The organism is Halochromatium roseum (assembly GCF_016653315.1).
Lineage (GTDB): Bacteria > Pseudomonadota > Gammaproteobacteria > Chromatiales > Chromatiaceae > Lamprobacter > Lamprobacter roseus.
The window spans coordinates 187,131-213,017 of the sequence record NZ_NHSH01000046.1 but is presented as its reverse complement, the minus strand read 5'-3'; the positions used below and the strand labels follow the sequence as shown (position 1 = coordinate 213,017).

The 25,887-nt window shown below is 63.3% G+C and carries 27 protein-coding genes and 1 riboswitch; of the genes, 17 read left to right on the top strand and 10 right to left on the bottom strand.

Annotated features, from left to right (window positions below; all coding sequences use genetic code 11):
* Positions 1–46: 46 nt before the first annotated feature.
* The 13 genes from cutA to CCR96_RS07460 all read left to right on the top strand — a co-directional run bounded on the left by cutA (position 47) and on the right by CCR96_RS07460 (position 12,568).
* Positions 47–391, top strand: a complete 345-nt coding sequence (gene cutA, locus CCR96_RS07520) for a divalent-cation tolerance protein CutA (protein WP_201219390.1) — start codon at positions 47–49, stop codon at positions 389–391.
* Positions 370–2,907 carry a protein-disulfide reductase DsbD gene (locus CCR96_RS07515; RefSeq protein WP_201219388.1) on the top strand — a complete coding sequence of 846 codons (2,538 nt, stop codon included), beginning with the start codon at positions 370–372 and terminating at the stop codon, positions 2,905–2,907. Before cutA ends, CCR96_RS07515 begins: the two co-directional genes overlap by 22 nt.
* Positions 2,904–3,470, top strand: a complete 567-nt coding sequence (locus tag CCR96_RS07510; protein ID WP_201219386.1) for a redoxin domain-containing protein — start codon at positions 2,904–2,906, stop codon at positions 3,468–3,470. The genes CCR96_RS07515 and CCR96_RS07510 overlap by 4 nt, the downstream gene beginning before the upstream one ends.
* 201 nt (positions 3,471–3,671) lie before the next feature.
* The gene (aroQ, locus tag CCR96_RS07505; RefSeq protein ID WP_201219385.1) at positions 3,672–4,118 is read left to right on the top strand and encodes a type II 3-dehydroquinate dehydratase; all 447 of its coding nucleotides are present in this window, start codon (positions 3,672–3,674) and stop codon (positions 4,116–4,118) included.
* A gap of 84 nt (positions 4,119–4,202) precedes the next feature.
* A complete protein-coding gene (accB, locus tag CCR96_RS07500; protein WP_201219383.1) occupies positions 4,203–4,655 on the top strand; it encodes an acetyl-CoA carboxylase biotin carboxyl carrier protein in 453 nt (150 codons plus the stop codon).
* Positions 4,652–5,992, top strand: coding sequence for an acetyl-CoA carboxylase biotin carboxylase subunit (accC, locus tag CCR96_RS07495; protein WP_201219381.1), 1,341 nt, complete (start codon positions 4,652–4,654; stop codon positions 5,990–5,992). Before accB ends, accC begins: the two co-directional genes overlap by 4 nt.
* Before the next feature lie 23 nt (positions 5,993–6,015).
* Positions 6,016–6,966: a 50S ribosomal protein L11 methyltransferase gene (gene prmA, locus CCR96_RS07490; RefSeq protein WP_201219379.1), complete on the top strand. Its 951-nt coding sequence runs from the start codon at positions 6,016–6,018 to the stop codon at positions 6,964–6,966.
* Positions 6,967–7,115: 149 nt separating this feature from the next.
* On the top strand, positions 7,116–8,348 hold the full coding sequence (gene dusB / locus CCR96_RS07485) for a tRNA dihydrouridine synthase DusB (protein ID WP_274601083.1): 1,233 nt from the start codon (positions 7,116–7,118) through the stop codon (positions 8,346–8,348).
* Positions 8,345–8,626 carry a helix-turn-helix domain-containing protein gene (locus CCR96_RS07480; protein WP_242518690.1) on the top strand — a complete coding sequence of 94 codons (282 nt, stop codon included), beginning with the start codon at positions 8,345–8,347 and terminating at the stop codon, positions 8,624–8,626. The genes dusB and CCR96_RS07480 overlap by 4 nt, the downstream gene beginning before the upstream one ends.
* Positions 8,627–8,716: 90 nt before the next feature.
* Positions 8,717–10,285, top strand: coding sequence for a bifunctional phosphoribosylaminoimidazolecarboxamide formyltransferase/IMP cyclohydrolase (purH, locus tag CCR96_RS07475; protein WP_201219377.1), 1,569 nt, complete (start codon positions 8,717–8,719; stop codon positions 10,283–10,285).
* Positions 10,286–10,353: 68 nt separating this feature from the next.
* Complete coding sequence (gene lpxA / locus CCR96_RS07470; RefSeq protein WP_201219374.1) at positions 10,354–11,130, top strand: acyl-ACP--UDP-N-acetylglucosamine O-acyltransferase; 777 nt, start codon at positions 10,354–10,356, stop codon at positions 11,128–11,130.
* A 79-nt stretch (positions 11,131–11,209) separates the two neighbouring features.
* Complete coding sequence (gene apaG, locus CCR96_RS07465) at positions 11,210–11,602, top strand: Co2+/Mg2+ efflux protein ApaG (RefSeq protein ID WP_201219372.1); 393 nt, start codon at positions 11,210–11,212, stop codon at positions 11,600–11,602.
* A 123-nt stretch (positions 11,603–11,725) separates the two neighbouring features.
* On the top strand, positions 11,726–12,568 hold the full coding sequence (locus CCR96_RS07460) for a symmetrical bis(5'-nucleosyl)-tetraphosphatase (RefSeq protein ID WP_201219370.1): 843 nt from the start codon (positions 11,726–11,728) through the stop codon (positions 12,566–12,568).
* On the opposite strand, the gene CCR96_RS07455 is transcribed toward CCR96_RS07460, so the two are convergent.
* The 10 genes from CCR96_RS07455 to CCR96_RS07410 all read right to left on the bottom strand — a co-directional run bounded on the left by CCR96_RS07455 (position 12,541) and on the right by CCR96_RS07410 (position 21,632).
* Positions 12,541–13,110, bottom strand: a complete 570-nt coding sequence (locus CCR96_RS07455) for a Uma2 family endonuclease (protein WP_201219368.1) — start codon at positions 13,108–13,110, stop codon at positions 12,541–12,543. The genes CCR96_RS07460 and CCR96_RS07455 overlap by 28 nt on opposite strands.
* A gap of 45 nt (positions 13,111–13,155) precedes the next feature.
* Positions 13,156–13,695, bottom strand: a complete 540-nt coding sequence (locus CCR96_RS07450; protein WP_242518689.1) for a dihydrofolate reductase — start codon at positions 13,693–13,695, stop codon at positions 13,156–13,158.
* Positions 13,661–14,020: a ribosome silencing factor gene (gene rsfS / locus CCR96_RS07445; protein ID WP_201219366.1), complete on the bottom strand. Its 360-nt coding sequence runs from the start codon at positions 14,018–14,020 to the stop codon at positions 13,661–13,663. The genes CCR96_RS07450 and rsfS overlap by 35 nt, the downstream gene beginning before the upstream one ends.
* Before the next feature lie 268 nt (positions 14,021–14,288).
* Positions 14,289–14,921 carry a nicotinate-nucleotide adenylyltransferase gene (nadD, locus tag CCR96_RS07440; RefSeq protein ID WP_201219359.1) on the bottom strand — a complete coding sequence of 211 codons (633 nt, stop codon included), beginning with the start codon at positions 14,919–14,921 and terminating at the stop codon, positions 14,289–14,291.
* A 48-nt stretch (positions 14,922–14,969) separates the two neighbouring features.
* Positions 14,970–16,247 (bottom strand): glutamate-5-semialdehyde dehydrogenase, encoded by a 1,278-nt coding sequence (locus tag CCR96_RS07435; protein ID WP_201219357.1) that lies wholly within the window; start codon positions 16,245–16,247, stop codon positions 14,970–14,972.
* Between the two features lie 79 nt (positions 16,248–16,326).
* Complete coding sequence (holA, locus tag CCR96_RS07430) at positions 16,327–17,370, bottom strand: DNA polymerase III subunit delta (protein ID WP_201219355.1); 1,044 nt, start codon at positions 17,368–17,370, stop codon at positions 16,327–16,329.
* Positions 17,371–17,394: 24 nt separating this feature from the next.
* Positions 17,395–18,006, bottom strand: coding sequence for an LPS-assembly lipoprotein LptE (locus CCR96_RS07425; RefSeq protein WP_201219353.1), 612 nt, complete (start codon positions 18,004–18,006; stop codon positions 17,395–17,397).
* A 209-nt stretch (positions 18,007–18,215) separates the two neighbouring features.
* Positions 18,216–20,894 carry a leucine--tRNA ligase gene (gene leuS, locus CCR96_RS07420; RefSeq protein WP_242518688.1) on the bottom strand — a complete coding sequence of 893 codons (2,679 nt, stop codon included), beginning with the start codon at positions 20,892–20,894 and terminating at the stop codon, positions 18,216–18,218.
* A 152-nt stretch (positions 20,895–21,046) separates the two neighbouring features.
* Positions 21,047–21,361: a BrnA antitoxin family protein gene (locus CCR96_RS07415; protein ID WP_201219351.1), complete on the bottom strand. Its 315-nt coding sequence runs from the start codon at positions 21,359–21,361 to the stop codon at positions 21,047–21,049.
* Positions 21,339–21,632: a BrnT family toxin gene (locus CCR96_RS07410; protein WP_420827257.1), complete on the bottom strand. Its 294-nt coding sequence runs from the start codon at positions 21,630–21,632 to the stop codon at positions 21,339–21,341. The genes CCR96_RS07415 and CCR96_RS07410 overlap by 23 nt, the downstream gene beginning before the upstream one ends.
* A 190-nt stretch (positions 21,633–21,822) precedes the next feature.
* Between CCR96_RS07410 and CCR96_RS07405 the strand changes: the two genes are divergently transcribed.
* The 4 genes from CCR96_RS07405 (at position 21,823) to gcvPA (ending at position 25,866) form a co-directional block, all read left to right on the top strand.
* Positions 21,823–22,365 (top strand): zinc ribbon-containing protein, encoded by a 543-nt coding sequence (locus CCR96_RS07405; protein ID WP_201219349.1) that lies wholly within the window; start codon positions 21,823–21,825, stop codon positions 22,363–22,365.
* A 147-nt stretch (positions 22,366–22,512) separates the two neighbouring features.
* Positions 22,513–22,603: riboswitch (glycine riboswitch) on the top strand.
* A 219-nt stretch (positions 22,604–22,822) separates the two neighbouring features.
* Positions 22,823–23,962 (top strand): glycine cleavage system aminomethyltransferase GcvT, encoded by a 1,140-nt coding sequence (gene gcvT, locus CCR96_RS07400; RefSeq protein ID WP_201219347.1) that lies wholly within the window; start codon positions 22,823–22,825, stop codon positions 23,960–23,962.
* A gap of 131 nt (positions 23,963–24,093) precedes the next feature.
* Positions 24,094–24,486 carry a glycine cleavage system protein GcvH gene (gene gcvH, locus CCR96_RS07395; RefSeq protein WP_201219345.1) on the top strand — a complete coding sequence of 131 codons (393 nt, stop codon included), beginning with the start codon at positions 24,094–24,096 and terminating at the stop codon, positions 24,484–24,486.
* Positions 24,487–24,492: 6 nt separating this feature from the next.
* Positions 24,493–25,866, top strand: coding sequence for an aminomethyl-transferring glycine dehydrogenase subunit GcvPA (gcvPA, locus tag CCR96_RS07390; RefSeq protein ID WP_201219343.1), 1,374 nt, complete (start codon positions 24,493–24,495; stop codon positions 25,864–25,866).
* Positions 25,867–25,887 lie beyond the last annotated feature (21 nt).

Here is a 25,887-nt window from a genome sequence, read left to right as displayed (position 1 = left end):
CCTAGCCCCTAGCCCCTAGCCCCAAAACAACCATTCACGCCATCCTATGGAAACTCATCCTGCACCTGAGCCGGTCTACCTGACCTTCTGTACCTGCCCCGATGCGCAGACCGCCCAGTCACTGGCGCAAACGCTTGTCGCTGAACGCCTGGCTGCCTGTGTCAACATCATGCCGGGCGTGGTCTCCCTGTATCGCTGGCAGGATAAGATCGAGACCGACACCGAGGTGCTGCTGATGATCAAGACGACTGAACGCCAAGTCGCCGCGCTTGCAGCGCGCATCGAGACGCTCCATCCCTACGACGTCCCTGAGGTGATCAGTCACCCGATCACCACCGGCAACAAGAACTATCTCGACTGGGTCCGCCAATGCACTGCGAACAACGATTAATTGATCAAACGCTTGCTCCAACGCTTGCTCCAACGCTTGCTTCAACGCTTGCTCCAACGCATGACTGGAGACAGCGCGCGGACGCCACAGTCGCTGCGTCGTCGACCGGCAAACACCACCGCTCTGTCTACAAGGGCGCGCAGCTCGGCCTGATCGGCCTGCTCCTGCTGGCGATAGGCCTGGCACTGCCGGCGGCAGCTGTCGCCGAAGATGAATTTCTGCAGCCAGATCAGGCGTTCCAGATCACCGGGGACGCACAAGGCCCAGAGGCGGTGACGGTGAGCTGGGATATCGAGCCTGGCTACTATCTCTATGGCGCCAAGTTCCGCTTCGAGAGCAAGACACCCGGCTTCGAGCTTGGTCAGGCTCAGTTGCCACCCGCCGAGACCAAGACAGATCAGTTCTTCGGCGAAGTCGAGATCTATCGCAACCGCGTCGAGGCGACACTCCCGGTCAGCCGAACTGACGCTGTTGGTGAGGTGGTCCGGATCGAAGCGCAGTCGCAGGGCTGTGCCGATGCTGGATTCTGCTATCCGCCCCAGCGCCAGAGTATTTTGCTCGAACTCCCGCGCTTGGCTGCCGTTGAGCAGCCAGCATCAGCACCGATTGGGCTGATGAGCGGCGGCGATGAGTCGACAAGCACCCTGCCCACCAGCAGCAGCGCGAACCCGACAACGCGCTCGAGCTCGCTGCCCGCGCAATCGCTCGGCTTTGGCTTCGAAGACGACATCCTCCCCGCCGAAGAGGCGTTCCAGCTCGATGTCGCGATCGAGGACCCGCAAACCCTGGCGCTGCGCTGGCGGATCGCGCCCGAGACCTATCTCTACCAGCAGGAGATCGAGCTCAGGCTCGAGGATGCCGAGGGCGTGCAGCTCGGTCCCTACGAGCTGCCCGAGGCTGAGATCAAGCCCGACACGGTGCGCCCCGATGGAACCATCGGCGACATCGCGATCTACCATGGCGATGTGAATCTCAGCGTACCGCTGCTGCGCGGCAGCGCAGAGGCGACCAGCGTCACGCTGGTCGCCAAGTACCAAGGCTGCGCTGAGCGTGGCATCTGTTATCCGCCGGTCACGGATCGGTTGACGCTCGATCTACCGCCTGCCACCACCACGGTGGCCTTGACCGAGCCAGCAACCGCTGAGTCTGCCAGCCCTGCCCCGCCCGCTGGTGAAGCCACTGACTCAGCAGTGCCAGAACGGGTCTCGGAGCAAGACCAAATCGCTGCGCGTCTCGCCGAAACCGGCATCTTCGGCGCGCTGGCGATCTTCTTCGTGCTCGGCCTGCTGCTATCGTTCACACCCTGCGTGTTTCCGATGATCCCGATCCTCTCCGGCATCATCGCCGGTCAGGGCAGCAAGATCACCACCCGGCAGGCATTTTTCCTCTCGCTCGCCTATGTGCTGGCGATGGCCCTGACCTATGCCATCGTCGGCGTTATCGCTGGACTCTTCGGCGCCAACTTGCAGGCCGCGTTCCAGAATCCCTGGGTGCTGGGCGCCTTCGCCGCCATCTTCGTCGCCCTCTCGCTCTCGATGTTCGGCTTCTACGATCTGCAATTGCCGAGCAGCGTCCAGACCAAGCTGACGCAGCTCAGCAACAAGCAGCAGGGTGGCACCCTGACCGGAGCCGCCATCATGGGCGCGCTCTCGGCGCTAATCGTCGGCCCCTGCGTGGCGCCGCCGCTGATGGGCGCGCTGATCTTCATCGGCAAGACCGGCGACGCGGTGCTCGGCTTCTTCGCCCTGCTCGGGCTCGGGCTCGGCATGGGCGCGCCGCTGCTTGCGATTGGCACCTCGGCCGGCAAACTGCTGCCGCGCGCCGGTGCGTGGATGGATTCGGTGAAGGCGGTGTTCGGCGTGCTGTTGCTGGCCGTGGCCGTGCTCTTGGTCGAGCGCGTCATCCCGGCAGCCTTCGCGATGGCACTCTGGGCATTGCTGCTGATCAGCGCTGGCGTCTACCTCGGCGCCCTCACCCAACATGGCCCCGAGGCCAGCGGCTGGTCGAAGTTGTGGAAATCGCTCGGTGTCGCCTTGCTGGTGTACGGCGTGCTGATGCTGGTTGGCGTTGCCGCCGGCGGCAAGGACACCATTCAGCCACTGCGCGGCCTGGCGCCGGCAGCAGGCACAGGCGGCGCGGTGGCCGCGCATCCGGAGTTCAAGCGCATCAAAACTGTGGCTGATCTCGACCAGGCGGTGGCCGAGGCCAGCGCCAGCGGCTTGCCGGTGATGCTCGATTTCTATGCGGACTGGTGTGTGTCCTGCAAGGAGATGGAGCGCTACACCTTCCCGGACCCCGCTGTGCAACAAGCCATGCAACGCTATGTGCTGCTCCAAGCGGACGTGACCGCCAACGACGCCGAGGACAAGGCGCTGATGCAGGAGCGCTTCGGCATCCCCGGACCACCGGCGATGATGTTCTTTGACAGCAGCGGCCAGGAGCAGCGCGGCTGGCGGCTCGTTGGCTTTGTTCCCGCCGACGAGTTTGCGGCACATCTGAACGAGTTTGCGCAGTGAATGCCGCCAAGGTCCTCGCTGTGACGGTGCTGGCTGGATCGGTCAGCATCGGCTTGGCCTTGTTCGGTGAGCGCTGGCTCCAGGTTGGCGACCAGGATACAGAGTCGCTTCGACCTGGTTCTCACTCTGGCACAGTCGACAGCCTGCCCGATCTGCGACTCCCAACGCTCGAAGGCCGCGAGCTAAGCGGCAGCAGCTGGGCTGGCAAGGTTGTGTTGTTGAACTTCTGGGCGACCTGGTGCCCGCCCTGCCTGCGCGAAATCCCGTTGCTCGACGATTGGCAGCAACGCTATGGAAACCAGGGGCTGCAGGTGGTCGGCATCGCCATCGATCGCGTTGAGGAGGTCTCTCGCTTCCTAGAGGACAACGCGGTGAGCTATCCGATCTTGCTGGGTAACCGCGACAGCGTTGAACTCTCCCGCGAGCTTGGCAACCGCACGGGCGGACTGCCGTTTACGGTCGGCTTCGATCCGCTCGGCAGGCGCATCTTCAGTCATACAGGCGAGATCGACGCCAGCTTGCTCGAAAGCGAGGTAAGGCCGCTATTACTTGGCGTGAACTGACAGGTTGGTGGGCTGGGTCGGCTGAACAGGTTCTTATCGGTCGGTAACGGCGTCGAAAAGACGGCTTTATCCGACGACAGCCAACTGCTGCTTTGTAAATTGGCGCAGAATGCCGTACCCTGTCAGCATTCGGTGTAAGCCTGCGCAAAATGCCCTTTTTCCGACGGTTCGCAGACAATAGCCGCGTTTTCGATCCGTGTCATGGCAAAGATCCTCTGTTTAAATGGCCCTAATCTGAACCTGCTTGGCAGCCGGGAGCCGAAGACGTACGGACGTGAAACGCTAGCGAGCATCGGCAACACCCTCAGCGCCAGCGCAGAGGCCGCCGGACATGAGCTACAGATGGTTCAGAGCAACGCTGAGCACAGGCTGATTGATGCGATCCATCAAGCCGGAGCGGACGGGGTCGCCTACATCCTGTTCAATCCAGCCGCCTTCACGCATACCAGTATCGCGCTACGCGATGCGCTGCTTAGCGTCAGCATTCCGTTCATTGAGGTGCACCTGTCGAACGTACATGCACGAGAGCCGTTTAGAGCCCATTCGTACTTTTCCGATATTGCGGAAGGCGTCATCAGCGGGCTAGGCGCACAAGGCTACAGCCTGGCCCTAGCCGCAGCGCTGCACCGGCTCGGTGGTGCGCCCTAGGCTAGGCTCGGCCGCAAGCGCCGCAGCCGAAAGCCCCGCATCCGTCACAATAAGCATTCATCCACGGCGAGAAAATCAACTGTCATGGACATCCGCAAGGTCAAAAAGCTGATCGAGCTGCTCGACGAGTCGAACGTCGCAGAGATCGAGATTCACGAGGGCGAGGAATCCGTCCGTATCAGCCGCCATGGCAGTGGGGCACCACAATTCATGATGCAGGCGCCAGCGCCGGCACCTGCTGTGGGCCCGGCAACCTCGGGTGCAATACCGGCCGCGGCGCCCAGCGCTCCAGAGGTTGATGATGCCTGCCTAGCGCGTTCGCCGATGGTCGGCACCTTCTATCGGGCTCCCTCGCCCGGCGCCAAGTCGTTCGTCGAAGAGGGTCAGGAGGTCAAGGTTGGCGACATCCTCTGCATCATCGAGGCGATGAAGATCCTGAATCAGATCGAGTCGGAGCGCGCCGGCATGGTGAAGAAGATCATGGTCGAAAATGGCCAGCCCGTTGAGTACAACCAACCGTTGTTCGTGATCGAATGATCGAGAAGATCCTCATCGCCAATCGCGGCGAAATCGCGCTCCGTATCCAGCGCGCCTGTCGCGAGCTTGGCATCAAAACCGTCGCCGTCCATTCCGAGGCCGATCGTGAACTCAAACACGTGCTGCTGGCCGATGAGTCGGTCTGCATCGGTCCGGCCCCATCGCGCGACAGCTACCTCCACATCCCGGCCATCATCAGCGCCGCCGAGGTCACCGACACCGTCGCCATCCATCCTGGCTATGGATTCCTCTCGGAGAACGCGGACTTCGCCGAGCGGGTCGAGCGCTCCGGGTTTGTCTTCATCGGTCCAAGACCCGACACCATCCGACTGATGGGCGACAAGGTTTCGGCGATCCGCGCCATGAAGCAGGCCGGCGTGCCCTGCGTACCCGGCTCTGATGGCCCGATCGATGACGACGCCAAGCAGACGCTGCAGTTGGCGCGCGAGATCGGCTATCCGGTCATCATCAAGGCCGCTGGCGGTGGCGGTGGACGCGGCATGCGCGTGGTGCACTCGGACGCGACCCTCCTAAACGCCATCTCACTGACCAAGGCTGAGGCCGGTGCGGCCTTCGGCAACGATGTCGTCTACATGGAGAAGTACCTGGAAAATCCACGCCATGTGGAGTTCCAAGTGCTGGCCGACAGCTATGGCAATGCCATCCATCTGTGCGAGCGCGATTGCTCGATGCAGCGCCGGCATCAAAAGGTCATCGAAGAGGCGCCAGCCCCTGGCATCACCCCGGAGCAACGTCAGCGAATCGGCGAACGTTGCGCCGAGGCCTGCAGCAGCATCGGTTATCGCGGGCTTGGTACCTTTGAGTTCCTGTACCAAGACGATGAGTTTTACTTCATCGAGATGAACACGCGGGTGCAGGTTGAGCATCCAGTGACCGAGATGATCACCGGTGTCGACGTAATCAAGGAACAGATCCTGGTCGCTGGCGGCGAACGACTCCGCTATCGCCAGAGCGACATCGTGCCGCGTGGCCACGCCATCGAGTGCCGGCTGAACGCCGAGCATCCCGAGACCTTCATGCCAAGTCCTGGTCCGATCGAAGAGTTCCATGCCCCAGGTGGTCCGGGTGTGCGCATCGACACCCATATCTACGCCGGCTATGTGGTGCCGCCCTACTACGACTCGATGATCGGCAAGCTGATTGCGCACGGCGAAGACCGGGCAGCGGCGCTGGCGCGCATGAGCAATGCGCTGCGCGAGACCATCATCCAAGGCATCAACACCAATATTCCCTTGCATCGACAACTGCTCAAGGATGCAGCCTTCCAGCAAGGTGGTATCAATATCCATTATCTCGAGAAGAAGCTCGGTCTCTGACCGCAGCGCCAGTTGCACGAGCCGTGGCCTGGATCGAGCTTAAGCTGTTGGTGGATCGAGAAGCGGCGCCGTTGATCGAGGCGGCACTGGAAAACGCCGGAGCCTTGGCGGTAACCCTCGATGAGGGCCACGATGGGCTGGCTGGCCTGACTGACGCGGACGCGGCGAATCGCCATCAGGTGCTCGAGCCGGCCCCTGGCGAGACACCGCTCTGGCGCCAGTTGTGGATCACCGCGCTGTTCGACGATGGCCCGGCTGGCAGCATGCAGGCCGAGTCTGCAGCCCAACTCCTGACGACGCACTGCCTAGCACCGCCAAGCCTGCATCGACTCGAAGATCAACCCTGGGAACGGCTCTGGCTGGAAGGGCTGCAGCCGCAGCGTTTCGGTGAGCGGCTCTGGATCTGCCCACGTGGCCATCTCGTTGAAGCGGCCGATGCGGTCGTGATCGACCTCGACCCAGGGCTGGCGTTTGGAACCAGTCATCATGCCACCACGGCGCTCTGCCTCGAATGGCTGGATCGCGCACCGCTTGCCGGCTCCACGCTGATCGATTTCGGCTGTGGCTCAGGTATCCTCGCCATCGCCGCATTGAAGCTGGGCGCGGATCGCGCGCTGGCGCTCGATCATGACCCCCAGGCACTAGAAGCAACGCTCGAGAATGCGCGCGCGAACGGCGTCGATGATCGCCTCTCAGTCTGCGAGCCTGGGCAGATGCCAAGGGAGAACGCCGATCTGTTGGTGGCCAACATCCTCGCTGGCCCTTTGGTCGAGTTGGCGCCAACCCTGAGCCAGCTGACCCGGCCGGACGGGCTGCTGGCACTGTCTGGCATCTTGCGTCATCAGGCGGACAGCGTCAGCACTGCCTATCGCGCGACATTCGCACTCGAACCCCCGCTTGAGCGCGAGGATTGGGTCTTGATCAGTGGTCAGCGCAGGGCCAGCCCTGAGACGACTTTTGCTACCAGCCAATAGACCAGCCAATAGCTAACAACCAACGGCCACGACCGCAACAGAGCGAACCCAACGAAACCCAACGACGAGTCTCGATCGAATCGCCTGCGCAACTCCTACGACAGTCACCGGCAACACTCACCGCTGAGAACTGCGTTAGGATTGTGTCATTGGCGCGCTGCACCAGCCCTGCCAGACGACCCTGCCCCTTCATCATGCTCGCCGTTGATCCCTCTGCTGCTAACGCCGCCAAACTCCTGCAGCCGCTGCAGATCGGCTCCGTCAGCATCCCGAACCGGCTCATCCTAGCACCGATGGCCGGGGTCACCGATCAACCCTTTCGTCTGCTCTGTCGGCAGCTCGGTGCCGGCCTCACCATCTCTGAGATGGTCTCTTCCAATCCTGCCCTGCGCAACACTCGCAAGAGCCGCGAGCGCACCAATCACCAAGGCGAGCCAGGCCCGATTGCGGTGCAGATCGCCGGCTCCGATCCGCAGCAGATGGCCGAGGCCGCGCGCCACAACGCGGACCGCGGTGCCGAGCTGATCGACATCAATCTCGGCTGCCCAGCCAAGAAGGTGTGCAAGGCGGCAGCCGGCTCGGCGCTGCTCCGCGATGAGAGCTTGGTCGGACGCATCCTTGAGGCCGCGGTGCGCTCGGTCGATGTGCCGGTGACGCTCAAGACCCGCACCGGCTGGTCGCCGGAGACACGCAATCTCGCCAACATCGCCCGCATTGCCGAGGCAAGCGGGATTCAGCTCTTAACCGTGCATGGCCGCACCCGCGCCTGCGGCTATCAGGGCGAGGCAGAGGTGGAGAGTCTTGCTGGCATCCGCGAGCAGTGCGCGCTGCCGCTCGTGGCGAATGGCGATATCGATAGCGCGACCAAGGCGATCGAGGTACTGAACAGGACCGGCGCCGATGCTATTATGCTCGGGCGCGCCGCCATGGGCCGGCCTTGGATCTTCGGCAGCATGGCCACCACACTGCGCGGCCTTGCGACGACGCATCCGGCGAGCGGCCAATGCCCAGCCATGATCTCCGAGGTGCCTAGGCTACCCTCGATGGCGTGGATTGGGGCCATCTTGATGGAGCACCTAGACCGTCTGTACCGTTTCTACGGTGAGCGGCGCGGAGTGTTGATCGCACGCAAGCATATCGGCTGGACCCTGCGTGGCTTGGGCGGCGGCTCTGGCTCGAGTACCGATGGCGAGCATCTGCGCCAACGTTTGATGGCAACGACGACGGCAGCGTCGCAACTTGATCTGCTACGCAAGCACTTTGCCGACCGCATCTCGCCGGAAGCGCTTGCCCGAAGCGCAGATTCAACCGATGGCTTCAGCGACTTCGCATCGCTGGCGCCTGATATGCACTGGAATGGGCACCAAAGGGTCAATCGATGAATGACATGCAAAGCTTTGCGGTGCCAGAGACGCTCGATGAAGGGGCGAACTGCAGTCAGCCCCTGCGAGAATGCGTCCTCGCCGCCTTGCGTAGCTACCTCAGCGCGATGGGGGATCATGACATCCAGGGGCTCTACCGGCTGGTGATGGACGAGGTTGAGCAACCGATGATCGAAGCCGTGCTTGAGCACACCATGGGCAACCAGTCCGCAGCCGCAGAGATCCTCGGCATCAGCCGCGGCACACTGCGCAAGAAGCTTAAGAATAACGCCGACTAGGCCTGGCAGCGCAGGTGCGCGCCGGGGGCGCGAGTCGCGCCGAGAGAACTCAGAAGAGAGATTTCAGAGAGAACTCAGAGAGCACTCAGAATGAAGCCAATCAGACGGGCGCTGATCAGCGTCTCCGACAAAACCGGAATCGCCGCCTTCGCCGCTGCATTGAGTCAGCGCGGCATCGAGATCCTATCCACCGGCGGCACGGCGCGGCTGCTCACCGAGCAAGACGTGCCGGTGATCGAGGTCGCCGAGTACACCGGCTTTCCGGAGATGATGGACGGGCGGGTGAAGACGCTGCATCCCCGCATTCACGGCGGCATCCTCGGGCGCCGTGGCAAAGATGACCAGGTGATGCATGAAAACGAGATTCGCCCGATCGATCTCGTGGTGGTCAACCTCTATCCGTTCGAGGAAACCATCGCGCGTCCTGAGTGCGACCTGCCGAGCGCGATCGAGAATATCGACATCGGCGGCCCGACACTCATCCGAGCTGCAGCCAAGAACCATCGCGATGTGGCCGTGGTCTGCGATCCAACCGATTACGATCGGGTGTTGGCCACGATGCAAGCAAACGGCGGCGCGGTCGACGATGAGACCCGCTTCGATCTGGCCGTGCGCGCCTTTGAGCATACGGCTCATTACGACGGCGCCATCGCCAACTACTTGGGTGCCATCATCGAGCATCCGGAGGGCAAGCCAGAAGGTCTGCCGCGCACCTTCAACATGCAGTTTCGCAAGCGCCAGGCGATGCGTTACGGCGAAAATCCGCATCAGACCGCGGCTTTTTATGTTGGCCGGGGTGGCTGTGAGGCAAGCCTGGCCTCGTCCGAGCAGCTGCAGGGTAAGGAGCTCAGCTATAACAACATCGCTGACACCGATGCCGCACTCGAGTGTGTGAAACAGTTCGGGGATTCGCCGGCCTGCGTCATCGTCAAGCATGCCAACCCCTGTGGTGTTGCCCTGGGTGAGAGCCTGCTCAACGCCTACGAGCGCGCCTTCGGCACTGATCCGGAATCGGCGTTTGGCGGCATCATCGCCTTTAATGAGCGGCTCGATGGCGAGACCGCGGCAGCCATTGTCGCGCGGCAATTCGTTGAGGTGATCATCGCGCCCGAGGTCAGTCAGGAGGCCATTGAGGCGGTCGCGGCGAAGAAGCATGTGCGCCTCTTACGCTGCGGCCCCTGGCCCGCGGAGCGTCAGCCCTATCGGGATTTCAAACGCGTGCGCGGCGGGCTCTTGGTGCAAGGGGCGGATCTCGATCTGACGGCAACGCTCAACTGCGTGACCAAACGCGAGCCGAGCCAGGTAGAGCGCGATGATCTGCTCTTCGCCTGGCGCGTGGCCAAGTTCGTCAAGTCGAACGCGATTGTCTACGCGCGCAACGGCATGACTGTCGGCGTTGGCGCTGGTCAGATGAGCCGCGTCAATTCAGCGCGCATCGCCAGCATCAAGGCCGAGCAAGCAGGCCTTGAGGTGGCCGGAGCCGTGCTCGCCTCCGATGCCTTCTTCCCGTTCCGCGATGGGCTCGATCAGGCTGCGGCAGCCGGCATTCGCGCCGTCATCCAGCCCGGCGGCTCGATGCGCGACGACGAGGTGATCGCGGCCGCTGACGAGCACGGCATCGCGATGCTATTCACCGGGATGCGGCACTTCCGCCACTGAATGTCCGCCACTGAATGTCCGCCACTGAGACAGCGGCTGAAGTAAGACGACCGAGGCGAAACGAAACCATGGCGATGCATCCAAGCGCGATCGTTGAGGACGGCGCTGAGGTCCATGCGAGCGTCGAGATCGGACCTTGGACGCTGGTCGAGGCTGGAGCCGTGATTGATGCCGAGTGTCGGCTGGAGAGCTGTGTTCGGATCTACGGCGGCACCCGACTTGGCCCGCGTAACCGGGTCTGCCATGGCGCCACGCTCGGCAGCGAGCCGCAGGACTTGAGCTTCACGCCAGAGCGTGGGCTGCCGTTGACGATCGGCAGTGACAACTGTTTTCGCGAGTACGTGAACATCAGCCGCGGCGTCAAGAGTGAAGCAGGCACCTGCATCGGCAGCCGCAACTACTTTATGGCGTTCAGCCATGCCGGACATGACTGCAAGGTCGGCGACGACAACATCCTGGCCAACACCGCCACCCTGGCCGGTCACGTCGAGCTGGCGCATCACTGCTTCGTCTCTGGACAGGTTGCGGTCCACCAATTCGCCCGCATTGGTGCCTACACCATGATCGGTGGCCTCACCGGCGTGTCCAAAGACATCCCCCCCTTCATGATCGCAAACGGACAACGCGCTGTGCTTGTCGGCCTCAATCTGGTGGGCCTGAAACGCAACGGCTTCACGGCCGCGCAACGCGCCCGGATCAAGGCCGTTTACCGGCTGATCTTCCGCTCAGGGCGCCGGCTCCAGGAAGGATTGCGCGAGGCCAAGGAGCGTTACCCGAGTCCAGAGACCGATCAGATCGTCACCTTCATCGAGGCCTCCGAACGCGGTGTAGCCAGCTTTGACTGAAGTAAGACAGCATGAACACCTCCGAGCCGCTCATTGCCGCGAGCGCTCAGACCCCCGTATGGCAGATCGAGACACCACAATGGCCCACGACGACACAGACGAACGCTATCAGATCGACGTCCGAGCGCTAACCCGCTATATCCCGGAGCAGTCCGACCCCGGCGGCGAGCGCTACACCTTCGCCTACACCATCACCATCAGCAACACAGGCGCGGTGCCAGCCAAGCTCTTGAACCGGCACTGGATCGTCACCGATGCGAATGGGAAGACGCAGGAGGTGCGCGGTGCCGGGGTGGTCGGCGAGCAGCCCCACCTGCAGCCCGGCGAGAGCTTCGAGTACACCAGCGGCACGCAAATCTCGACACCGCTTGGCAGTATGCACGGTAGCTACAACATGATCGCCGACGATGGCACCCGTTTCGACGCCGTCATTCGCCCGTTCTCGCTCGGTGACCGCAGCGGGCTGCATTAGTGCTGCTCAGGCCAGCCACGGACAACCTATTGCTGGTCAACCCTGCGACTGACTATTTTCCTAGTGCCTAGCACCTAGCACCTAGCACCTAGCGCCAACCAATAGCGACACCTGCGCGAGATCATGGCTACCTATGCGATCGGCGACATCCAAGGCTGCTACGACGAGCTGCGCCGATTACTCGACAAGATGGACTTCGACCCAACCAGAGACAAGCTCTGGTGTGTCGGCGACCTGGTCAACCGTGGACCAGACTCGCTCGCCGTGCTGCGTTGGATCAAGGCCCTCGGCGAGCGCGCCATCGTCGTTTTGGGCAATCACGACCTGCACCTGCTCGCGGTCGCCCTCGGCGGCGCACGCGCCAGCAAAAAAGATACGCTAGACGAGATCCTCAAAGCCCCAGACCGCGATGAGCTGCTGCACTGGCTGCGCCACCGCCCACTGCTGTACCACAGCGAAAAAAAGGGCTTCACCCTGATCCACGCCGGACTGCCTCCGCAATGGGATCTCGCACAAGCACAGGCCTGTGCGCGTGAGCTCGAAGCGACACTCCAAGGCCCAGACCACATCCGGTTCTTCCAACAGATGTACGACAATGAGCCCAGCCGATGGAGCGACGCGCTCGACGGCATGGCGCGCCTTCGCTTCATCACCAACGCCTTGACCCGCCTGCGCTGGTGCGCTGCCGATGGAACCTTGCTGCTGAAAGAGAAAGGCGGGCTCGAACAACCCGCCCCCGGCGCCCTGCCCTGGTTTCGGATGCCGGATCGACGCACGCGTGAAAACCGAATCCTGTTCGGCCACTGGTCGACCATCGGCTTCCTTGCCGAGGACAACTGCTGGGCGCTTGACAGCGGCTGCCTCTGGGGTGGGCGGCTCAGCGCGCTGCGGGTGCGGCGGAAGAAGCCCCTTAAGCTGATCGAACTGGACTGCGCCGGCTATCTGGCACCCTCGCCAAACACGTAGCTCAAATCGATCTCGACCTCTTCAAAGGGCGGTATTCTGGCTTTTTCGAGGTCTTGCTCAACGCCACACTCGACAGAAAATGCCACCGAATAGCGCTCATTAACCAACTGGTAAGCAATCAGCGTTTTGTCTTCCGGAGAGATCACCCAGTAGAACGGAACCCTGCTGCGCTGCAGTAACATGAAGTTGTGAAACAGATCCTTCCTTTCGTGTCCCGGTGAGGTAATCTCACAGACCCAATCGGGTATCAGCGTCATCACCCCAGTCGGCCGCAACGCGACTCGTTCCTTCCGCCATCCTGCGAGATCATGGCTGGGACACTGATATTCGCTATATTGCACGCTGATCTCAGGCATGATCCACCAGCCGCCCCGGCTGTCTTTGCGTTTGAACAGCGACACTTCATCCGAGAGGCTCGACTGGATCAGGGCATGATCCGCACGCGCCATCGGACGCCTGACTATCTCTCCATTGATCAACTCAACCCGCTCATCGGTGGATTGCAGCAAATCCTCAGCGGTCTTCAGTTGTCGCGCTTCCACGATGCCTCCAAAAACGCTCAGTGCTCCGTTCGCGCAGCATCGCCGTTAGCGTGCCTGATGGCCGCGAGCACGCGCCAAGGTCAAGAACTCAAGATCATAGCGGTTAGCCGCATCGCGTGGGCGCTGTTGGCGCGCCGTCTCTTGCCACTCCGCCGTTGACCAGGCCGGAAAGTACGCGTCACCGTCGATCTCTGCGTCGATCAGGGTCAAGAGCAGGCGATCGGCGATGGGCAGGAATGCCTGATAGATGCTCGCGCCGCCGACGATCATCACCTCGGGCACTGGACCCGCTTGCTCCAACGCCCTCTCCGGGGAACTGACCGCCTCGGCCTGCCTCAGCGAGCGTCGAAAGGCAGCATCGGCTGAGATCACGAGATGTCGCCGTCGCGGCAGCAGACTCGGTAACGACTCCCAGGTACGTCGGCCCATGATGATCGGCTTGTCCAAGGTCAGGCGCTTGAAGTGCGCGAGATCAGCAGGCAGATGCCAAGGCATGGCGTTATCCCGGCCGATGACGCGCCCGCGCGCCATGGCCGCGATCAGGCTGATCTCAGGCCGAGGCACTGGCAGCCGGGTGTGAGACAAGAGTCGGCGCGCTCCAGAGCCGCTCCAGGCTGTAGAAGTCGCGTACCTTAGGCAGCATCAGATGCACCACCACGCCATTGAGATCAACCAGCGCCCATTCGCCTTCCTGCACGCCTTCGGTGCCAAGTGGTGCCTCTCCGGCCTCCTTGGCCTTATAGGCGACGGTCTCGGCAATGGCCTTAACATGCCGATCGGAGGTCCCGGAGGCAACGATCATATAGTCGGTCACCGCCGTCTTGCCGCGTACATCCATGACACTGATGTCGCGGGCTTTCATATCGTTCAGAACCTCAACCACGAGGTCTTTCAAGTGCTCTAGCTGCATTAACAGTCCTCTTGGGCGCGTCTTGTTGGGGAGCGCCGGATATTCGTTTGCTGTCGACCTGCATTGTCGTGAACAGCGCCGGACACTGTGGCACTGTGACCGGCGATGCAACGCAGAAGGCGCGAAAAAAGTCGAGCCGCGGAAAAGTCGAACAAGGCGGTCGGTGATATAGCCATCGCGCCTGATATCCAGACACCTGATCCTCGCCGGTTGTAAGAGTGCACCATCTCTGAGTCTGGCAATCACGGCTAAGGGCTATAGCACTCGCCTAAACAGCATAGCAACTGTTGGCACGGACCATTGCCAAGACGGCATCCGGCAGCAGATAACGCGGACTTTTGCCCTGCGCCAGCAGCCGGCGAATGCGGGTTGCCGAGATATCGAGCTGCGTCACCGTTTGGAAGTAGATAAGCCCGCTGGCTTGAAGGCGCAAGGCCGCCGGATCATCGATGCGGCGCTGCTCAACCTGCTCGCGGAGCCAAGGATCACGCGCGGTTGGGGCACCTGGCCGCTGCATCACCACCAGATGCACTAGTCCGAGGATATCGAGCGGCCGATGCCAGTCTGGCAGGCCCTCGAAGGCATCGGCACCGACTAACAGGCAGAGCGGTGCTTGCAAACCCAGCTCATCGCGGAACGTATGCAGGGTGTCGACCGTGTACGACGGCCCGCCCCGCTTCAGTTCTCGATCATCCGCGACTAAGCATGGCTCATCGCAGATCGCCGCCTGCAACATCGCCATGCGCTGCTCCGGCGAAGCCTGCGGCTGCCGACGGTGCACCGCGGCGGCGAGCGGCAGCAGCCGCAGTTGCTCGAGCTGCAGATGCTGAACAACATCGAGCGCCACGCGCAGATGGCCGAAATGCACGGGGTCGAAGGTGCCGCCGAACAGACCGATCATCGGCAGCTCAGGGTCATGCGAACCAGTAGCAATCGACCCAGCACCCATCTATTCACGAATGTGACCATCGCCGAGCACCACGAACTTCTGCGAGGTCAGCCCCTCGAGCCCTACCGGGCCGCGCGCATGGAACTTGTCGGTACTGATGCCGATCTCGGCGCCAAGGCCATACTCGAAGCCATCGGCAAAGCGAGTGGAGGCATTGACCATGACCGAGCTGGAGTCGACCTCGCGCAGGAAGCGCCGGGCGCGACTGTAGTCTTCGGTGACGATGGTGTCGGTATGGTGCGAGCCGTGGACCTCGATGTGCTCGATGGCGGTGTCCATGCCGGGAACGACGCGTATCGAGAGGATTGGCGCCAGGTACTCGGTGCCCCAATCCGCATCGGTCGCGGGACGCGCATCGGCGAGGATCTCGCGGGTCTTCTCACAACCGCGAATCTCGACGCCCTTCGCCACCAGCGCCGCGCCGATGCGCGAGAGCAATGGCCGCGCGACGAGCTCGGCAACGAGCAGGGTTTCCATGGTGTTGCAGGTACCGTAGCGCTGGGTCTTGGCATTCACCGCGATCGCCACCGCCTTGTCCGCGTCGGCCTTGTCGTCGATATAGACGTGGCAGATACCATCCAGATGCTTAATCACCGGCACCCGCGCGTCGCGACTGACGCGCTCGATCAACCCCTTGCCACCGCGCGGGATGATGACGTCGATATGCTCCGGATCGGTGATCATGGCGCCGACCGCGGCCCGATCGGTCGTCGCCAGCACCTGCACCGCATCGGCCGGCAGACCTGCCGTGCGCAGCCCTCGGTGGATGCTCGCGGCAATCGCCTGATTCGACTGAAAGGCCTCTGAGCCACCGCGTAGCACGGTCGCATTACCGGCCTTGAGGCAAAGTGCAGCGGCATCGGCGGTCACATTCGGCCGCGACTCATAGATGATACCGATGACCCCGAGCGGCACCCGCATGCGCCCGACCTGGATACCGGATGGGCGATAGTCCAGGTCGGTGATGGCGCCGATTGGGTCCGACAGCGCGGCGATCTGCTCCAAACCAGCGATCATCGCGTCGATGCGCGCCGGGGTTAGTTCCAGCCGATCGAGCAGGGCTGCATCCAGCCCCTTGGCCGCACCGGCCTCGAGATCAGCGGCATTGGCCCGTGCTAACGCCTCGCGCTGAGCGTTGAGGTCGCTGGCAATGGCCTTCAGTGCGCCGTTTTTGGCGCGCGTCTCGGCGCGTGCCATGGCCCGCGCGGCGGAACGCGCTCGGCGTCCAACGTCAGCAACATAAGCGGCCACATCAGTCATCTTGGTCTCGGTCTTCATGGCGGTGCAGCGATGTATCAGCGACGCATTAGCGTGCAAAACCGGCTAGTGTAGCAACGTTTCAGTCTCAATCCAGTGATCATTGCGGGTTTCTCGCGAACGGGGCCGCGAGTCCCTCGGCAATGCTGCCGAGCAGCTGCCAAGGGTCGCCGCCACCGCGCCCTTTGATCGCCAGGTCAGCATCGGCGCAGCAAATGACCAGCTCCCAGAGATGCTCGAGCGGCAGCCGATCCAACGCCGCCATGACCATCGGGCGACGCGAGTCCCAGACTTGATGCGCCTTGAGCAACGGGCCGAGCGGCTGTCGTTTGGCGCGCGCAAAGGATAGTGTGGCGAGCTTACGCACCTCGCGCGCCAGCGCCCAGAGCACAAGCGGCTCCGCAGTGCCCTCGGCCCGCAGCACTTCGAACACGCGCTCGATGCGGGCGCGATCGCCAGCAAGCGCGGCATCGGCGAGATCAAACACACCATAGCGCGCGCTGTCGGCTACCGCGCTCAGCAGCCCCTCGGCGTTGAGCGGACCTGGCTCCAAGGCCAACCCCAATTTGGTAATCTCTTGATCGGCAGCGAGCAGATTACCTTCGACACGCTCCGCCAGCAGCGCCACGGCATCCGCGTTCGGAACGAAGCCGGCACGCCGCAGACGCCCGTCGAGCCATTGAACGAGCTGCCGCCCCTGCGGCTCGCGCACCTGAACGACGACGCCAACCTGTTCAACCGCCTGCACCCACTTGGTCTTCAAGCTCTTCCAGTCGAGCCCCGGCGCCAAGATCAGCAGCAGTACGTCAGCGCTCGGATGCTCAAGGCACTGGCGGATGGCATCCGAGCCATCACGCCCTACCGCATCGCCTTTGCTCCCCGCCTTGGTCGCGGCGATGCGCAGCTCGATCAAGCGCCGCTCAGCAAACAGCGACAGTGAGCCCAGGGCCCCGGCGAGCGACGACCAATCGAAGTCCGGCCCGGTCTCCAGCACCTCACGCTCACTAAAGCCGCGTTCGCGCGCCGCCATTCGCACCGAATCGGCCGCCTCGCCGAGCTGCAACGGCTCGTTACCCGTAATCAGATAGACGGGGGATAGGCCCTTGGTGAGCTGTTGGCTGAGCTGGGTTGGCGTGATGGGCATCAGTATTGACGACCTGTAGAACGCCTACCCGGCGGCAGAAGCCGCCAGAGGAGCCTGTTGGAATGGGGCTTGAACCTGCGACGCCGGCTGCAGGCGCTGTGAGCGGGCCGCAACCGCAGCGCGCAACCGCAGCAGCACCTGATCGGCGGCATCGTCGGCCATGTCCTGATAGATGATGTCCGATTCGAGCTGCTTGCCGAGCACCGCCACATCAGGGTTGTCATCAAAGGTCCGCTCCAGGGTGATCCGCTGCTCGGGAATCAGCGCCTGGCCGCTGGCATCGACGGCGTCGAAGTCGATCTGAAACTCCAGTGCATAGGCCAATGCCTTGCCGGCGCGGTCGACCGCAACGACGCGCGAGCTACGCGATTGACCGAGGATGCGCAGGATCATCCCGGCCTCCGTCGCCACTCTAGTCACGGGTACCCCACTACCGCGCAGGCGCTCGTCGATCGCTTGTCCGACGAGGCCGCCAGACTGGATATAGATCGGCTCAAGGCCTGGCGGGATATCGACCGCACCACGCAGATGGAAGCCGCAGCCAGCGAGCAGGAACAGTAGCCCCGCGCACAGCAGCCCTGTCGAGAAGCCGAGCGCTGCTCGTTTCTCTGCTCGCGAGCGAGTCGAGCATCCCATCGCCACAGCAGGCGAGCGATCAGCGGCTTTGAAATCAGAGCAGCGGCAGCAGCCACGGCTATTCCGGCTCAATTGAGCCGCTGGATGAGCAAGTGGATGAGCAAGTGGATGAGCAAGTGGATGAGCAAGTGGATGAGCAAGTGGATGAGCAAGTGGATGAGCAAGTGGATGAGCAAGTGGATGAGCCACTAGGTAAGCCACTGGACTGCTCATTTGACGACCAGATTGACGAGCTTATTCGGCACCACGATGACCTTGCGCAGCGTCGCTTCGCCGATGAAACGCTGCACATTCTCATTCGCCAGCGCCGCAGCCTCGACCTCAGCGCGCTCGGCTGCGGCCGGCACCTCGATCTTGCCGCGTACCTTACCGTTGACCTGAACCACATAGGTGATCTGATCCTGCGCCAGCGCCTCTTCATCGACCCGCGGCCAGGGTGCCTGCAGGATGTCATCGCCAAGGCCGAGTTCACGCCACAGATGATGGGTGATGTGCGGCGCAATCGGCGCTAGCAAGCGCAGCGCGATGCTCAGCCCTTCACGACGCACCGCCTGCGCGGCTACCCCCTCATCGAGCTTCGACAGCGTATTCACCATGGTCATGCAGGCCGAGACGACCGTGTTGAATTGCTGCCGCTCGTAATCGAACAGCGCCTTCTTCAACGCGGTATGGATCTCGCGGCGCGCATCGCCAAGCGCCTCATCAAGCGTCGGCGGCACACTCGCGATCGCCGCCCCCGCCACCCTCGAGGTCCCCGCCGCCACATCAGCGGCAGCCCGCAGCCCATCGGCATGGGTTGCCACCAAGGTCCACAGCCGGCGCAGGAAGCGATAGGCGCCCTCAACCCCCTCATCGTTCCACTCCAACGACTGATCCGGCGGCGAGGTAAACATCACATAGAGGCGCACGGTATCGACGCCATAGCGCTCGATCAGCGTCTCGGGATCCACGCCATTGTTCTTCGACTTCGACATCTTCTCGATGCCGCCGAACCGCACCGGCTGGCCATCGGCCTTGAGCAGCGCGCCCACCACCCGGCCCTTGTCGTCGCGCTCGACCTCGACATCGGCCGGATTGAACCAGTCGCGTCGGCCCTCGGCATCCTCGCGATACCAGGTCTCGGCGACCACCATGCCCTGGGTCAGCAGCTTGGCGAAGGGCTCATCGCAGTCGACCAGGCCCTCGTCACGCAGCAGCTTATGGAAGAAGCGCGCGTAGAGCAGATGCAACACCGCATGCTCGATACCGCCGATGTACTGATCCACCGGCAGCCAATACTTGGCGCGTTCATCGAGCATCGCGCTGTCGCAGTCCGGCGAGCAATAGCGCGCGTAGTACCAGCTCGATTCGATGAAGGTATCGAAGGTGTCGGTCTCACGGGTCTCGCCGTTGGGCAGCTCGGAGAATGCCGGCCGCTTCTTCAGCGGCGAGCCGGAGCCGTCGACCACCAGATCCTCCGGCAGCCGCACCGGCAGCTCGGTCTCGGGCCGCGCCTCGCCCTCGGCAGTGCGCACCACTGGCACCGGGCAGCCCCAGTAGCGCTGCCGCGAGACACCCCAGTCGCGCAGCCGGAAGTTGACCTGGCGGCCGCCCTTGCCATGGGTCTCGAGCCAGTCGGCGACGGCATCGAAGGCCTCTTCCGAGGTCAGCCCATCGAAAGGATCGGAGTCGCGCAAGATGCCTTTATCGGTGAAGGCGTGCGAGTCGATACCGACCTCATCACCCTCGGCGGCAAAGATCACCTGCCGCTTCGGAATCCCGTAACGCTCGGCGAATTCCCAGTCACGCTGATCGTGCGCCGGCACCGCCATCACCGCGCCAGTGCCATAGCCCATGAGGACGAAGTTGGCGGCGAAGATCGGCACCGCTTGGCCAGTGATCGGATGCAGGGCGTCGATACCGAGCCGATGGCCCTTCTTCTCCATGGTCTCGAGTTCGGCCTCGGAGATCCCGCCTTGGCGGCACTCGTCGATAAAGGCGGCAAGCGACGGATTGCCTTGCGCGGCGCGCTGCGCCAGCGGATGCTCGGCGGCAACGGCGACATAGGTCACGCCCATCACCGTGTCTGGCCGGGTGGTGAAGATATCGAGGGTCTCCTGGCGATGATCAGCGCTGCCATTCAGCGCGTTGCCATCACCACCGGCGATGCCGAAGCGCATGTGCACGCCCTCGGAACGCCCGATCCAGTTGCGCTGCATCGCGCGCACCCGCTCGGGCCAGCCATCGAGGCCATCGATCGCGTCGAGCAGCTCTTGCGCGTAGGCGGTGATGCGGATGAACCACTGCTCGATCTCGCGCTTCTCGACCAGCGCGCCGGAGCGCCAGCCGCGGCCGTCGATCACCTGCTCGTTGGCCAAGACGGTCTGATCGACCGGGTCCCAGTTGACCAGCGCGGTGGCGCGGTAGGCGAGCCCCTTGTCCATCAACCGGGTGAACAGCCACTGCTCCCAGCGGTAGTAATCGACATCGCAGGTGGCCAGCTCGCGGTCCCAGTCGTAGCCGAAGCCGAGGCGCTTGAGCTGCGCTTTCATCGCCTGGATATTCTCGCGCGTCCACTTCGACGGCGGGATGCCATGCTTGATCGCCGCGTTCTCGGCCGGTAGCCCAAAGGCATCCCAGCCCATCGGCTGCAGCACGTTCTTGCCGAGCATGCGCTGATGGCGCGCAATCACATCGCCGATGGTGTAGTTGCGCACATGGCCCATGTGCAACCGCCCCGAGGGATAGGGAAACATCGACAGGCAATAGAACTTCTCGCGCGCGGGGTCTTCGACGGCCTTGAAGGTCTGCGAGGTCTCCCAGTAGCGCTGCGCCTCCTGTTCGATGGCGCGCGGCTCGTACTCGATCTGGATCATGGAGTTGGGTGAGTCGGGTGTGTGATCGGACATCGTGATCGGGAATCAAGGGTGTCGGCGATCAGGATACCCCAACAGCAGGCCGAATCGCGACTGATCAGACGGCACTCCAACCGTCCGGCAGCAGCAGCGCTGTTGGTCGCGGCTCATGGTCGCGGCCCATGGTCGCCGCTCATGGTCGCCGCTCAATCGTGGTGATGCAGTGAGCGAATCATCGCCTCGCGCAAGATGGCGTTGATCCTGGTCTGGTAGCCCTTGCCTTGACTTTTGAGCCAAGCCAGAACATCCGAATCCAGGCGCACCGTCGTTGAGGTCTTGGTTGGCTTGTAGAACGGATTGCGCACGGCCTGCTTCCAGAACGCCTCCTCGAGCGGTGGAATGTCGGTGCAGTCGATGTCACGCTCCGGAGTCTCGGATAGGGCCTTGAGCTCGTCCCGCTGTTGGTCGGTCAGCGGTGGCAGGTTGCTCAAGTCAACCTCATAGCGAACAGTTTTGCTCATAGCGCTTCCTCTCTTTCGGTTCGGCGCGACGCGCCGAGATGATGCGGATAACCTCGCTGCCATCCTGGTCGTCGCGGATGGTATGAGCGACCAAGACCAGCAAGTAGCCATCCACAAGACCCAAGGTTTGCCAGCGACACTCTCCGCCCTCGATGCGGTCTTGCCTGACCAGTGCGAACGGGTCGGCAAAGACGCGGACAGCCGTCTCAAAGCTCAAGCGATGCTTCTTGAGATTGCTTTTGGCCTTCGCGAGATCCCATTCGAACCTGATGTTAATACAAAAATGTTACTACACTTATTGGTCTCACTGGTGACTTAGACTTGCGCTTTTGCGTCGATCGGCCAGACTTTGAGTGAGTCGGTATCGCTGCGCATATCATGAACCGGCCTAGACTGAACAGGCGCTGGCCCAAGACGACGATACCCACCAGTCGACCCGATGAATGCAGGAGAAAGCAGCAATGAGCAACCAAGAACAACCCAAGACCGAAGATCGGCTGGTCAAGGCCTACGAGCAGATGCTCGAGCGGGCGCGCGACGCGGTGAACGAGGCCGAAGAGGCAGCGCCGAAGCTGCGCGCGATGCTCGAGAGCGCCCGCGACCACATGGTCGAACTCGGCGAACTGACCCGCGAGGAGGCACATAAGGTCGCCGAGTACGTCGAGCGTGATATCGAAGATGCCGCCCACTACCTCGCCGAGACCGGCGAGGATCTGCGCGCCTGGTGGCGGTTCGATCTCGAGCTGATCGAGCAGCGCATGCTCGAGGCCTTCACCAGCGTCGCTGATCAGACCCGCATCCAGCTCGAGCAATGGTCGGAGCGCGCGCGCCAGGCCTCGCTCTATCAGGCCGGACAGATCACCGGCCCTGGTACCCTGGTCTGCGACAAGTGCGGTGCCGAGACGCGGTTCACCCGTGCCGGCCGGATTCCGGCCTGCTCGGAATGTGGTGGGCTGACCTTCCAGCGGCTGCCGCCGGCATCCCAATCCAAGACCGACGCCTAAAACAGCATTCAAGCCGCATCAGAGGCCCAATCAATCGCCGCTTGCGAAGCCGACGGACGGGGTCGCACGGCGATCGACGCCTGCCCCGAATCCGGCGTTTCGATCTTGGAACAGAACCTCAGTGGGTATATATTCAAGCCCATTGGTTATATTTCCGCGGGAGAGACCGGTCATCGACCGGCGCCGAAGGCGCAACATCCGCCCGGAATCGCTCAGGCAAAAGGACCGCGGAACAGATACCAACTCTGGAGAGCGGCCGCGGCAGCGGCCCACCGACGGGGCAGCGCTGAGACGCACGCCGAACCCATCACCTTGGGTCGACGAGCGACACACTCAGCGCAAACTCTCAGGTTCAGGACAGAGGGGCGGCACCCACGGTTTCGGCTGGGGTGTGCGTTTGCCTGTCCTTAACCGCGCGCCGTGATCACAGCACAACGGCCGCTCACCGGAGTGCCGCATGGGTTCCAGAACACCCCTCTTTTCCGAGCATGAGCGCCTTGGCGCTCGCATCGTGCCCTTCGGCGGCTGGGACATGCCGCTGCACTACGGCTCTCAGCTTGATGAGCATCACGCGGTGCGCCAGCAGGCCGGCGTCTTCGATGTCTCCCACATGCGCCCGGTCGACATCCAAGGCGCCGACGCGCGTGCCTACCTCCAGCGTTTGTTGGCCAACGACGTCGCCAAGCTCCAGCAACCCGGCAAGGCCCTCTATAGCTGCATGCTCAACGCCGAGGGCGGCGTGATCGACGATCTGATCTGCTATGACCTCGGGTCCAACCGCTATCGGGCCGTGGTCAATGCCGCCACCGCCGACAAGGATCTGGCCTGGATGCGCGCCCGCGCCGAGGATTTCAGGGCGAGCGAGACTGAGCATGCGAGCCCAAATCCATCCGCCCCCGCACTCGAGATCCACGCACGCGACGACCTCGCCATGCTTGCCGTGCAAGGCCCGGAGGCCCGCGCCAAGGTCGCGCCATTGCTACCGGAGGCGCTGCGCGAACCGGCGCTCGCCCTGAAACCCTTCTTTGCCGTTGAACATGGCGACTGGCTGGTCGGCCGCACCGGCTACACCGGCGAGGATGGCTTCGAGATCATGCTCCCCGCGACTCAGGTCGTCGACCTCTGGCAAGCGCTGCTCGCGGCGGGCGTGGCGCCCTGCGGCCTCGGCGCGCGCGACACCCTGCGGCTGGAGGCCGGAATGAACCTCTATGGCCAAGATATGACCGAAGAGGTCGGCCCCCTCGAATCGGGGCTCGAGTGGACGGTCGCTTTCGAGCCGCGGGAGCGCGATTTCATCGGTCGCTCAGCACTCGAGGCACAGCGCGCGAGCGGAGATCTGCGCGACTTCATCGGCCTGCTGCTGACTGGTCGCGGCGTGCTCAGGAGCCATCAGCCGGTGCTCGTCAACGGCCAGCCCGTCGGCGAGGTGACCTCGGGCGGCTTCTCGCCGACCCTGCAGCGCAGCATCGCGCTGGCGCGGGTGCAGGCCGGCATCGGCGAGCAGTGCGCGGTCGAGATCCGCGGCAAGGCGGTTCCGGCACAAGTGGTCAAACCGCCGTTCGTCCGCCACGGCAAGGCGCGTATTACGATGGAATAAGGTTTTCAGCGCACCAAACCTATCGGGCGCGCGCAATTCAAGACAACACCGGCTCGAGAGTTCGCACTCCCCGCGCCACATCGCCAACAGCCGCCGCCCTTACAGCGACGCGATTCGTCAGGAGCCCGTCCATGAGTAACATCCCCTCCGAACTGAAATACACCGAATCCCACGAATGGGTTAAGGACAACGGCGACGGCACCGTCACCGTCGGCATCACCGACCATGCACAAGACGCCCTCGGCGATCTGGTGTTCGTCGAGCTACCCGAGATCGGCAAGCAGGTCGCGGCCAAGGACGCCTGCGCGGTGGTCGAATCGGTCAAGGCGGCCTCGGACATCTACAGCCCGCTCAGCGGCGAGGTCGTCGGCGCGAATGATGTGCTCGATGGCGCCCCCGAGACCATCAACGACGATGCCTACGGCGAGGGCTGGATCTTCCAGCTCAAGCTCTCCGACCCGAGCCAGCTCGACGACCTGATGGACGCCGGCGGCTACGAGCAACTCCTCGCCGACGAGGGCTAAATCACGATGCCCTTTATCCCGCACACCGACGCGGACATCGCCACCATGCTCGACACCATTGGTGTCGACAGCATCGAGGCGTTGTTCGATGAGATCCCCGCCGAGCTTCGCGCCCAGGGACTCGACGGCATCCCTGATGGCCTGAGCGAGATGGAGGTCACCCAGCTCCTACAGGCACGGGCGCGCGCCGATGGCGAGCCGACCTGCTTCATCGGCGCCGGCGCCTACGACCATCACATCCCCGCCGCCGTGTGGCAGATCACCACCCGCGGCGAGTTCTACAGCGCCTACACGCCCTATCAGGCCGAGGCCAGCCAGGGCACGCTGCAGGTGCTCTATGAGTTCCAGTCGATGATGACCGCGCTGACCGGGCTCGATGTCTCCAACGCCTCGCTCTACGACGGCGCCTCGGCGCTGGCCGAGGCGGTGCTGATGGCGGTGCGCTCCAATCGCAAGGTCAAGCAGCCACGCGTGCTGATGCCGCGCACGGTGCATCCCTTCTACCGTCGCACCGTCGCCAGCATCGTCCAGCATCAAGGCATCGAGCTGGTCGAGGTCGACTACGACAGGCGCAGTGGACAGACGCGCGTCGCGGACTGCGAGGCGGTCGCCGATCAGCCCTTCGCCGCGCTGGTGCTGCCGCAGCCAAACGTCTTTGGCGTGCTCGAGGAGGTCGATGCGCTGACCGACTGGGCGCAGGCGCGCGATGCGCTGGTGATCGGGGTGGTCAATCCGGTCGCCCTCGCCCTGCTCTCGCCGCCGGGCGACTGGGGCCAGGCCGGCGCCGACATCGCCTGTGGTGAGGGTCAGCCCCTGGGCATGCCGCTCGCCTCCGGCGGTCCCTATCTCGGCTTTCTGTGCTGCAAGCAGGCCTTCATCCGCCAACTACCAGGCCGCATCGCCGGCAGGACCCAAGACCTCGACGGCAAGATCGGCTACACCCTCACCCTGCAGGCACGCGAGCAGCACATCCGCCGCTCCAAGGCGACCTCGAACATCTGTACCAACCAAGGCCTGCTGGTCACCGCCGCCACCATCCACATGGCCATCCTCGGCGCCGAAGGCCTCGAGCGCGTCGCCGCCGCCTGTCATGCCAATACCGCCCGGCTGTCGCAACAGCTCTGCGAGGTGGCAGGCGTCCAGCCGATCTTTAGCGGTCCGGTCTTTCACGAGCGCGCCCTCAGCCTCCCAGCCCCCACCGAAACGGTGCTCGCCGGACTCGCCGAACAAGACATCCTCGGCGGCTTCGATCTCGGGCGCGAATACCCCGAACTCGGCTCAGCCCTCCTGGTCTGCGCCACCGAAAAGCGCACCGACGCCGAGATCGCCACCTATCGCGAGGCCCTCGCAAGCGCCCTCATCATCGCCAAGGCAGCCTAGAGAACCATCCACCGAAAAACC